Source organism: Pseudoalteromonas piscicida, assembly GCF_002208135.1.
Taxonomy (GTDB): domain Bacteria; phylum Pseudomonadota; class Gammaproteobacteria; order Enterobacterales; family Alteromonadaceae; genus Pseudoalteromonas; species Pseudoalteromonas piscicida_A.
This window is the reverse complement of the sequence record NZ_CP021647.1, coordinates 390,478-402,010: the sequence shown is the minus strand read 5'-3', so window position 1 is coordinate 402,010 and position 11,533 is coordinate 390,478. Positions and strand designations below refer to the sequence as shown.

Genomic DNA, 11,533 nt, shown 5'->3' with positions numbered 1-11,533 from the left:
TTAGTTTAATCCTTGTGAAGAATCGCCTGGCGTCATAGCAACCACTTCAGTGGCAATGCTATCTGGCAAGGTAAGCGTCACTGAGTTTGGGCTTATCGGCATGCCTGGGCCTACACGCGCTGGACCATTCACAGCGATACGCTCTCCTGCGGCTAAACCCGACTCAACAGCACGAAATTCGCCATAGCGATTACCCAGTGTGATTAGACGATATTCAAGTGTATTAGCGTCGTTTACGACAAGAACAAAACGATTTTTAAGATCTGTACCCACTGCGCGGTCTGGAATTAATACTCGATCGTTTTGCTCACCGGAAGAAAGGCTCACTCGCGCAAACGAGCCTGGTCGTAGTTGCCTACCGTGATTGTCAAAAGAAGCGCGTACTTTTAGTGTTCCAGAGTGGTCATCAATAGCGTTGTCGATAAAGTCTAGCTTACCCATGACTGGTTGTGACTCTCGGCCGAGTAGCTGTAATTTCACAGGAAGCGGCTCACTTTCCGTCACTGATGCAAATTGGCTATTCCAAGTACGCTCGTCGATATCGAAGTACGCATACATCTTATCGGTTGCGACTATCGTAGTAAGTAAGGTGTCGTTTGCTCTAATGGTGTTGCCTTTAGTGACCTCAGCAAATGAAATTTTACCGCTGATTGGTGCTGTGACTTTGCTAAACTCTAGGTTTAGCTGAGCCGCTTTAAATGAAGCTCGAAGCGCATCAAGTTCGGCTTCACGCTGCGTGGTAAGCGAAACACGGGCATCGACTTCTTCTGTTGAAATCGCCTTTTGCTTACTTAAACGAAGCGCACGAGCGGACTCACTTTTTGCTTGCGTAAGGGCCGCCTCGGCGCGCTTTACTTGTGCACCAAGACTGGCAACCTCTGCCAAGAAAGTTCTGTCGTCAAGTTCAAATAGAACATCGCCTTGGCGCACTGTGTCTCCTTCTTTGAAATTTACCGAACTAATCACCCCGTAACGCGGGCGCGAAGTGCGACTTCGTTTGGAGACGAAAGGCGTGTTGTATAGGTATGCCAATCAGCAATGCTGATTTGCGGTGTTGCCGCTACATCGATCGCTTGCAGAGGCGGTGTTTGAGCTGTTGCCTGTTCAACTTCGCCACATGCACTTAGCAGTAGCAAAGCAGAAATAATCGTTGTGAGTTGCGTTGGTTTTAACATAGTTCCTCCTTTATGTATGGAGGTAACTATACGTTTCATTTGTTGCATTAAATATAAGTGAAATGGAATATTATTGGTGCCTAATTGGAATCAATCAATATAAAGAACGAAATCAAATTATCTTTTTTGTCTGATTTTCGTGAGATTTAAGATAGATCTTCTCGATTGACTTAAAATAACAAAAAGCCTAACGGAATCGAATTATGTCTAACGCTAACCATTTACAATCCCTATTAAGTAGCGTGCTCAATAAAAGCAACGATGCAGTTGCCATTCTTAGCAACAAGTCGGTATTTGAATTTTGCAATAAGGCTATGGCCAAGCTAATCGGACAATCTTCGTCTCACATAACAGGGCGCACACTAAGTAATATCTTCGACCCACAAACAGACGATACGTTTGATGACAGAATTGACGGCGATGAACTCACAGAGTGGTTTTTAGGCTTAGACAAAGGCTATGAATTAGACTACCCAGAAATTGAAATTGATACCTTAAACGGTGAATTTTTTAGGCTAAAATGCTTTTCATTGCAAGAAGGTGCGTTTGTAATCTACGGAGACAACATCACCAACACAAAAACCATACAATGTGAACTCAAGCATTTACGTAAAGAGCTTGATTTCATCGCCAAAACCGATCCACTAACTGGTGTCTCTAGTCGCAGGCAGCTAAGCGATAAGATCGATAGTCAAATTAGACTGTATGAACGCTACAAAATACCATTTAGCGTTATAATTACCGACCTCGATAACTTCCGAACAATCAACAAGCAGTTTGGGCATCATGCTGGGGACTTGTTACTCGTTCACTTTAGTACACTACTATCTGAAATGTTACGAGACACGGATTTGATAGCCCGGCTGGGTGGTGACGAATTTGCGCTGGTACTGCCTAATACCAGCTTAGCGGGTGCAATCCTAGTTGCTGAACGGGCTCGCAACTCTATAGCGCAAGCATCATTCCAAATTGCAGTAGGTGAGGAGGTTGATGTCACCAGCTCATTTGGGATCGCTGAATTTGGTGCAGGCGAGTCTGGCGTTGAGAGTATCATTCGCCGTACTGAAGCTATGTTACTTGAAGCCAAGAGCCGTGGTAGAAATCTAGTTGTTCCAAGTCCGCACTAATTAAACAGCAAAGAACAACCGCCACAACCAAAACGAATCGTAAAATTGTAATAATGCTTAACTAAGCTAGTTTCTCAAGTAGTAGATAAGTGCGCCCAATATGGCGCATTTTGCAGTTAAGGAACAATAATAATGGCAAGTTTTACCCGTCGAGATTTTATTAAAAGTGCGTTAATGGGCGTTAGCGCTGCCACCATTAGTGTCTCGTTAGTTGGTTGTGGAAGTAGTAATAGTAAAGCGGTTGCAAGCAACGATTTCGCTGTCGCATTTAACCATGGTGTTGCAAGTGGGGATCCTTTAGCTGATAGCATTATATTATGGACGCGAGTCACGCCTGAAGGTACAGCTAACAGTGTGGATGTCACTCTACAAGTATCAGAATCTGAAGATTTTGGTGTCTTACTCCAAAGCCACCAGCTGGCCGCATTAGCAAAAAACGATTACACCGTTAAAGTAGATCTTAATGGCCTGACGGCAAATAGCCGCTACTTTTATCGTTTCGTGACTAAGGAAACGCATTCACCCATAGGTAAATTCAAAACCTTACCCGTTAACGATGTAACTCAGGTAAAACTTGCCGTCATGTCCTGTGCAAATTATCCGGCGGGTTACTTTCACGTCTACGCAGAGGCCGCGAAACGCAGCGATTTAGACGCGGTGTTACATTTAGGTGATTATATATACGAATATGGTATGGGTGGGTATGCCACTGAAAATGCAGAAGCAATGGGACGAGGGCTTGATGCAGATAATGCGAACGAGATTATTTCATTGAATGATTATCGCCGTCGCTATGCAAAATATCGTACCGATCTTGGGCTGCAAGCTCTTCACGCCAGTACGCCATTTATTGCGGTATGGGACGACCACGAAGTATGTAACGACTCATACATCGATGGCGCAGAGAATCATAATGAAGGAGAAGGGGAGTACGCCGCCCGAAAGCTTGCTGCATTACAGGCCTATTACGAATGGATGCCAGTACGCCCGATGGTTAAAGATCAACTCGAGAGCCTCTATCGTAAATTTGAATTTGGTGACTTGTTATCACTCTATATGTTAGATACTCGTCATGAGAGCCGAGCTAAAGCACTCGACTATCAAGATTATATTGACCCTACAACAGGACAAATGGATTTTGCCGGATTTCAAGCAGACCTCACCGCACCTTCACAACAGCTATTGGGCGTAAATCAACTTACTTGGCTAACCGATAACTTGAAGACTTCTGCCGCTAAATGGCAAGTCCTAGGGCAACAAGTACTGATGACAAAAATGATGATCCCAGCCGAGCTGCTAATGTCTCTTGCTAATCCTTCTGCACAAATGTCGACGCAATTAACAGAGCTTGCTCAAATAAAGGGTAGACTGCTTGCTGGTGACTCAACGTTGTCAGAACAAGAAAAAGCGCGAGTCACATTTACCGCACCTTATAATTTGGATGCATGGGACGGCTACCCGGTTGAACGAGAAGTGATCTTACAAACAGCAAAAGCGACCAATAAAAACTTAGTTGTCGTTGCTGGAGATACGCACAATGCGTGGTCTGGCAAGCTCTGCGATGCGAGCGGAGTCGTCTGTGGTCAGGAATACGCGACAGCTTCTGTTAGCTCTCCGGGACTTGAGCATTACTTGCAATTAGGCGATGAGCAGGCGCTACAATTTGCTGAGGTATTGCAATTACTAGTCGATGACCTTGAATATGCCAATATTCATCAGCGTGGTTATTTAACGCTTAATTTCACCAAAGAGAAGGTGGAAAGTGAGTGGCACTTTGTCAATACAGTCAAGCAAGAGCAGTTTGAAAGCCACAACAAACAGAGCGAGCTTTTACTGTAAACAATCTAGGAAAGCCGCTAGCGCAGCGCTTTTGAGCTGCAACGTAAAAGGAGCGTAAAGGGGCTTTACAGCCCCTTACATTTAGCTATTTTATCTTGTGAAAGAAGTGGTGTTACCTTGAACGGCTTCTTTTTATCCCCCTTGACTTTAACCTTTGCAATATCTAAATATTGAAAATCTCCAGGGGCGTTAAGACGCCATAAATTCTTTGACTGTTCAGAAAAGCAAAACTCTCCCGTATCTCCATGTATCAACAACAACGGATAACTGAGCTGAGCGGCGTATTCTGCAAGTGTCTCTCGATATAACTGATAACCATCGCACTTAGCTTTCGAGTTTTTATCACATCGCCCAGAGTGCTTCTCTTTTTGATAGAGGTCGGCTTGTAAAAATATCACCGCGGCTTTATGGCTTGGCGTAAGCAAGCTATCTAGCCATTTAATATTCTCTATATCACGACGTAGGGACACAGCGTGCACTGCTTTTTTATCAGATAATAAGATTTGTCTGCGGCCATTGTTGGTGCCGGGTACATGTAAAGTCAAAAACTGTACGTCATCCACTATCCAAGATTGATTTTCAGGTACTGTTTGCTGACGTTTAAACTTTGGAAGGTCAGGTATTTGCACCGCAAAGTGTTTACGGATGAAATCCAATCTTTCTAACTCATCAAATCTAGGGTTCAGAGTTTCACGGTCGCAGTCTGTCCAATCATTGTCTCCAGGCGTGAATATAAATGGTTGACTACTCACACTTGAGATCAGAGCATAATTATCTTTAAGCAGCTGGTCTGTACAGGGCTCAGCACCGGATTTCATATCACCTACGTGCACCATAAAATCATGCTGTATATCGTTTACCTTTTCATGCAGAGCACCATTTGGCATCAGCATGCCTCTGTCTATCTCCGAATAGGGCATATCACCAAAGACTAAAAATGACGTTGCCGAGGCCTGAAATACACCGAGCATAGGCATCAACGCCATGGCGAATAATTTAACGAGCTGCACAATAATTCTCCTTTATGTTAGCCGCTATCATACACCAACTCTGTGACAGAAGAAGCCGTACTCTCAATAAAAAGCGCCGCTACTTGCGGCGCTTTGCTACTTAAGATGTTTTTCGAAAAAAGCTAAAAACTCAGTGAGCGTCTTCACTCTATGTGCTTGATAACTCAGATGATGGTTCCCATCCTCGAGTTCTATATATTTGAGCTTCTTATCATGATCTTCAAGTTCATCTGCCATGTCGCGACTATGATTCACCGGCACGACTTTATCGTCATCACCATGAATAAGTAACACGGGGCGGTTAATCTGCTTGGCGTAGTTAACCGGGGATTGTGCTTCAAGTTTATCAGTATCTTGTCCAAATTGATCGCGAACAAGCTCTTTGTTTGTGAAAAAGCGCGCGCGACTGACTATCGATTCTAAGTCTGTTACACCAGCAAAACTTGCTGCACATTGAAATGTTTCAGGATGTTTTACCACAGCCATTAGTGCCGCGTAACCACCGTAACTCGCGCCACCTATACAGATTTTATGTTTGAGCCCATACTTTTCTGCAACCAACCAGTTTGCAGCATCTTGTAGGTCATCTTGCATCTTTCCTCCCCAACCTTGATTTGCTTCATTAAAGAAGTCAAAGCCATAACCAAAAGAGCCTCTAAAGTTAGGTTGGAAAAGTTGAAGTGGGTCGCATAGGTATGGAGTTACTCTAGAGTAGGATTGCGTTCGGTCTGTAGCCCGCGAAGGATAGCTACAACTAGATTTTCATTACTACGATCAAACATCCATGGGTTAAGGTTAACTACTCGATTTGAAAACAATGAATTGGCTAGTTTCTTATCCAAGTCATAGGTTGAATAATAAAGTCACTGGCTTCTTGAAAGATCGAGTTGTTATTGATACCTACTTTTCACACCCAAAAACCAACACTAAAGTACTAACTTTTAAATCCATTTAGAGCCGCAAAACATCATAAAATCTGGTTTTTCGGTTATTCATTGACCGACAACCAAAAAGATACGACAATGGTAGTATATTTAGTAATGTTATTGTAAACAAAAAATTTACATTACCTCTATTTCATTGGAGTGGCTATGAAACTTAACTTTGCAACCTTAGCGTTAATGTCAGTTATTGGTACAGCAAGTGCTGCCGACAACCTAGTAGTTAACGGCTCATTTGAAACATCAGGCAACATTCCTGAAGATTGGGCGTTATTTGACAACCTCCAAGGTTGGAGTAGAGAAGGCGCCAAATTCGAAATTCAGAAGCAAAGCCTTGGTATTGTCGTGCCTCAGGACGGCAATCAATACCTAGAACTTGACTCAACTGCAAATTATACAATCTACCAGGATATCCCAACAACGGCGGGTAAAAAGTATAAAGTGAGTTTTTATTACTCGCCTCGAGTTAAAGACAATGACTCAACTAACCGAGCACGTGCATGGTTTGGCGATAACACACTAGTAACGATGAATGCGACGACCCTTGGTTGGACAAAGTACGAGTACACCGTTGAAGCGACAGGTAGTTCGACACAGTTGCGTTTTCAGGGTTTAGGTACTTCTGACTCATTAGGCGCGTTAGTAGACAATATAGTCGTGACAGAAGAGGAGGAAATTACACCTCCAGAGCCACCAGTCACCTGCAAAGTCGGTGTTTATGGCATCAATAGCTTTGGTGAAGATAGCAACAGCTATGTTTATCAATTCGATATAGACAGTGGTACCTATGCGTACGTTGAAGGCGTCGCTAACACAGCGTCAAACATTGCTGCACACAATGGCGCACTTTACTTTATGGAACAAAATGACAGTGCCTCTAAAGCATCATCACTTTGGAAAGTTTCATTAGATAGTGCAGCCCAAACTTTAGCTGCGAATACGGTTTCTTGGCCATTATATCGCTCAGCAGTAACGCCTGACGGTACTAAATTATTAGCCAGCAGCAAAACATATCTTTATGAGTTTGATATGCAAACAGGTGCAAAAACAGTGCTTGGTAAGCTGAGCTATACAGGTGACGACTTCTCACACGGTGATATCGCATATTCATCGGATACTAACGTTATTTACGTACTAACTGGAAAAGCACTTTATACGCTAGATAAAGGCGACATGACTTTAGACCTCATTGGTGAGCATGGCGTAAATTGGGCATCAGGTTTGGCAGTAAGCTCCGATGGTACATTATACGTCTCTGGCCGTAACTCAGGTGAAGACACGAAGATCTACACATTAGATCCAAATACTGCACAAGCGACCTATGTTATGGATGGTCCTGAGCACATCAACGACTTAACGTACGTTGCCAACTACTGCGAATAAATTAAGAAACTAAGTAGACTGTAGGCAAGGCGAGGGGAACCCCTCGCCTTTTTGTGTTTTTTCAAGCCAAAGTGAATATAAATAATTGTTATAAAATTAGAAACCTAATCAATATTAAGTTTTTCAAGACGTGGACGAAGACGTATTGACATTTCCAAGTAAGCTCACCAAAAAATCTGTAAAATAAAAATATATTGTTGGTGTATGTTTAATCCTGCAGTCTCTCTAACACCTCTTTTTGAATTTCTTCTTTACTCGGTCTGCCAATTTCCAAAAGCGGAAATACAAAATGAATAGAAGTTCCTTTTTTCGAACTTTTAATATTCAATTTAGCTTTATAGCTTTTCGCAATTTGTCTTATGGTATAGATCCCGACTCCGAAGTGAAGTCGTGAATAAAGCGCCATTCCCTTGCCATTATCAGAAATTAAAACATGAATTTGGTCTTGTTGTTTACTAAGGGACAGGCTGAGTTGTGTAGCTTTTGAATGTTTAAGCGCATTATCAATACAATGATAGGTTACACTGTATATGTCCTTTTCCAACTGCTTTTTAAGTTGTGTCTCGCCAATGGAGATATTGAATTCGAGCTCCATATCACTCATATATGAACAATGAACCTGCAACATACCGATAGCAACACTAAGCTTTTCTTTACCAAGTGCTGCATGACCTCTTGCCAGTGGCTCTAGCTTCAAAAGGGCTTGCTCAAGCTTAACCAAACCTTCTGAAATCATAGCGTCATTACCGCTACATAGCTTTTTAGCTTCGGTAACTTTAAGGACAGCATCACTCAGGTCTTCTTTTTGGTATTGCTGTTGATTATTTCTGAAAACTTTATGAAAACTCTGCACCCAAATATATATGTATGCGGAAATCGCTATCACCAAGATAAAGACCAAGGCAGCATACACTGAAATAGCTAAAGGTGTTGAATACCATGGAGCAGCCACGTTAAAAGTTAACGCAGTAACATCGCTGTAACGGCCCTTACTCTCAACTCTAAATAAAATTTCGTATCCACCTGGTTTTAGGTTGCTAAGTTGCATTCCCGCGGCTAACAGTTTTTGCCATCCGCTATTGTTTATATTTGCTTCAAACGAGTTGACATGCTGATCTATAAAATTGTAGTCACTAATCGTTATTTCAATAGCTGGATGCTGGCTAACCAGTCCAGAAAACTCCAAGTAGGTTTTACCATCGAAAGTGACACTTGTTATCTTTGGTGCATAAAGATCGACAGAGGGTGCTGTTGTGAGCTCAAATATAAAATCTGAACTGGCGGCATAAAGCTTGTCGCCCAAAACCTTAAGGCTTCCTATCGTAAAAGAGTGCGTCTTTGTACCAGGTACCAATTTTGTGTGGTCCGCCCCCCTTTCTAAAATGTGGACACCATTGTTGGTCGCTAAATACAGATTGTCATTAAACTCTACAAACTCCTTAACAAAATTTGGTGAGCTTAACTTTTGCCAAGCACCGCTATTGGGTTTAAACCAGACACCATTTCCATAAGTCGCTGCAAATAGGCCTTCCTCTGTAACATAACTATCAGTGACAACTACACCATCTTCAAATAAATTGCGCGTCCAGTCTTGTGTATCAACAACCAACAAACCTTGTTTGGTGCTTGCATAGATATAGTTACCACTATGATTTATGTCTAATACTTCTAAGCTTGGAAGCAATTGTCTAAGTTTTTTGTCTACTATTAATTCCAAGTTTGAATTAACTTCGACAACTCCATACCCATTTGTAGCGATATGCAACGTGTTATCAATCACTGAAAAATTAAGCACATAATCATCATGGACTTTTGTTGCCTTCTTACTCTCTAAATCCACGAAGTAGGTACCCATATCAGTTCCTATCGCGAGACCGCGATTAAAGAGTTGAAAGGCCGTTACCTCGAATGCCTGTGAAGATATTTGGTTATTTAACCAAGTTAATGGCTCAAAATGATTTCTGCCGGTCTTTTGAAAAATGCCTTTGGTAGTACCAATCCACAACTCTCCAGCAACGCCTTCAAGTACGTTGTACTTAGACCCTAAAGACAACTCAGAGGACTTAAGACCAACTTCAATTGGCTCAAACGTATTTAGGCCTAAACCCCACACCCGATTTTTGCCATCTACATGTAATTTGCTGTAGTTCTTCTTCTTAGTATTAATACCGGTTCTTGTAATATTTAGGTCTGTGAGTGTAACTTCATTGACACTTTCGTTATCTGTAAAATAGATAAAATAGGGGGCAGAAAATACGATATTATCAGCATTGTGTATTTCCATATTAGAAATAAGTTGCTGCTGTAGGGCAGAGTAGTAACTCAACCTATTATTAACAAAATAGACAACGCCATGAGGTGTTGCCGCTAAATTGCCATTATCAATGCTTAGTGCTTCAACGGTTTTTATTACGCCATCTTGTATTAAAAACACACCATCTCTGGTCATTAGGTAGGCTAAATTTGCAAACGCGTCAATGTCTAAAACTCGGCTTGAACTGCTGTATATTGTACTAACTACTCCAGAATCAAGATCAATCCTTTTAACATCATATTTTCCTAAAGTGAAAAGCGATGAGTTTGTTAAGGCAAGTTTTGTCGCTTCCACAGACGCTATTTTTTTAGATTCTAGACTTGTTAGATCCGTGATCCAAACGTCACCATTGGAATACAAAGAAAACAAAGTTTTATGTTGCAGTTTAATATCACGAACTAAACCGCTTGGTAATCCAGCTGCTTTACTTAAAGGAAGAAAATGACGACCATCGTATCTATATACTCCATTGTGCGAGGACAAATAAAAGTTATCATTTGAGTCATGAACGACACCATTTAGATGTTCAAATTGGAACGCTTGTAACTGCAACGAAAAGGCAGTGAGGAATAAAAATACGAAGACACGCATAGGACAATCCATTCTTTAAATACGGCCAACTACAAGAGCTGGCCTTACTTCCTAGTTGACTTCGTATGCATTGTGATCTCTTACGCCACAACCCGCTACGACAACAGGCAAATCGATTTTAGTATCATCAACTACCGTTTTATCAACTATATTACTGTCCATTGTAACACTCTTTAAGCTTTTGTTAAGTTTATGATTGTCGCTTTGTGTTTTATTCCAATCAAATTGCATTTCGCGCTCAGCGAGCACAAACAAATAGGTGGGTTTGCGAGGATCAGTTTCATTCTTTTTATTATTCCAAGAATGCATTACCGCTTCGCCGGCTTCAACCCCATACAAATGCGTGTAAGCTGCCGCCAATAGCTGGGCTCCAGAGTCACTCATTACCATCAGCGCCGTATTTTTATAGTCGCTACCACAATCGAACGACACATCCACGTTCAATGTAGAACCATCTGGCAACAGCAGATCTGCATTCATCCGAGAGACTCGAGCACGGTCTTCTAGTGGAGTTAGGGCATTAGCCGCACTAATACAAAACATAGTTGCAGCGATTAGAAGTAGTATCTTTTTAAACATAGAGATTTCCTTTTAGTCATGAAATGCGTCCCTTCACCAACAGTTCCAACCATTACGTCATCGAGTTATATCTAGGTACCAATGCCTATAATAATGGTAAGGCTTGTTTATGTCTTAGAAGGCCACGCTTCGGTGAACAGATCTCGCCTGAAAACATAACGTTGCGAGACCGCATCTACCATCTTATTGGCAGCTAAAATATCTTCAACTACAAAAACACAAAGAGTTCGATCGTTCAAGATCTCCTCGGTGATATTGTTGATCTGTAGACCGCCAACTGTAAACACTTAGTTAAGAAATAATTGTTTATTTTATAATATCTATCCAATGTAGACGATGCCTTTTACTAATAATTAGTACTACGGCCAAAAACACTAATAGTTTATGAGGACATGACACTGCATGGCTAGTGATATTAAGACTCAAGTAGCTGATGTAGTGCGACGCTGAAGTTAGAATTGAGTGGACAAAGGGCGGTCAAAATGTCTCACACCCACACATTTAACATAACGTAAATTATGGGCTTATTTGTACAGTATTGCATAACTCGTATCAGTATCACTATAATATGTCC

8 protein-coding genes and 1 pseudogene are annotated in these 11,533 nt (G+C 41.7%); 3 read left to right on the top strand and 6 right to left on the bottom strand.

Annotation, left to right across the window (positions count from 1 at the left end; genetic code table 11):
• Both B1L02_RS20300 and B1L02_RS24750 read right to left on the bottom strand, forming a co-directional pair.
• Positions 1-930 (bottom strand): efflux RND transporter periplasmic adaptor subunit, encoded by a 930-nt coding sequence (locus tag B1L02_RS20300; RefSeq protein WP_232003232.1) that lies wholly within the window; start codon positions 928-930, stop codon positions 1-3.
• Between the two features lie 32 nt (positions 931-962).
• Positions 963-1,175 carry a hypothetical protein gene (locus B1L02_RS24750; protein ID WP_232003231.1) on the bottom strand — a complete coding sequence of 71 codons (213 nt, stop codon included), beginning with the start codon at positions 1,173-1,175 and terminating at the stop codon, positions 963-965.
• Positions 1,176-1,378: 203 nt separating this feature from the next.
• Between B1L02_RS24750 and B1L02_RS20295 the strand changes: the two genes are divergently transcribed.
• Both B1L02_RS20295 and B1L02_RS20290 read left to right on the top strand, forming a co-directional pair.
• Positions 1,379-2,302, top strand: a complete 924-nt coding sequence (locus B1L02_RS20295) for a GGDEF domain-containing protein (protein ID WP_088532591.1) — start codon at positions 1,379-1,381, stop codon at positions 2,300-2,302.
• Between the two features lie 132 nt (positions 2,303-2,434).
• Positions 2,435-4,141, top strand: a complete 1,707-nt coding sequence (locus tag B1L02_RS20290; protein WP_088532590.1) for an alkaline phosphatase D family protein — start codon at positions 2,435-2,437, stop codon at positions 4,139-4,141.
• Between the two features lie 65 nt (positions 4,142-4,206).
• On the opposite strand, the gene B1L02_RS20285 is transcribed toward B1L02_RS20290, so the two are convergent.
• Both B1L02_RS20285 and B1L02_RS20280 read right to left on the bottom strand, forming a co-directional pair.
• Complete coding sequence (locus tag B1L02_RS20285; RefSeq protein ID WP_088532589.1) at positions 4,207-5,151, bottom strand: hypothetical protein; 945 nt, start codon at positions 5,149-5,151, stop codon at positions 4,207-4,209.
• A 96-nt stretch (positions 5,152-5,247) separates the two neighbouring features.
• A pseudogene (locus B1L02_RS20280) lies at positions 5,248-5,826 on the bottom strand (alpha/beta hydrolase family protein); the annotation flags it as partial.
• A gap of 416 nt (positions 5,827-6,242) precedes the next feature.
• Here B1L02_RS20280 and B1L02_RS20275 point away from each other — a divergent pair.
• Positions 6,243-7,475 carry a DUF642 domain-containing protein gene (locus tag B1L02_RS20275; RefSeq protein ID WP_088532588.1) on the top strand — a complete coding sequence of 411 codons (1,233 nt, stop codon included), beginning with the start codon at positions 6,243-6,245 and terminating at the stop codon, positions 7,473-7,475.
• Positions 7,476-7,683: 208 nt separating this feature from the next.
• Here the strand turns inward: B1L02_RS20275 and B1L02_RS20270 are convergent, their stop codons facing one another.
• The gene (locus B1L02_RS20270; protein ID WP_088532587.1) at positions 7,684-10,380 is read right to left on the bottom strand and encodes an ATP-binding protein; all 2,697 of its coding nucleotides are present in this window, start codon (positions 10,378-10,380) and stop codon (positions 7,684-7,686) included.
• 51 nt (positions 10,381-10,431) lie between these two features.
• Positions 10,432-10,959 (bottom strand): hypothetical protein, encoded by a 528-nt coding sequence (locus B1L02_RS20265; RefSeq protein WP_088532586.1) that lies wholly within the window; start codon positions 10,957-10,959, stop codon positions 10,432-10,434.
• Between the last annotated feature and the right edge of the window lie 574 nt (positions 10,960-11,533).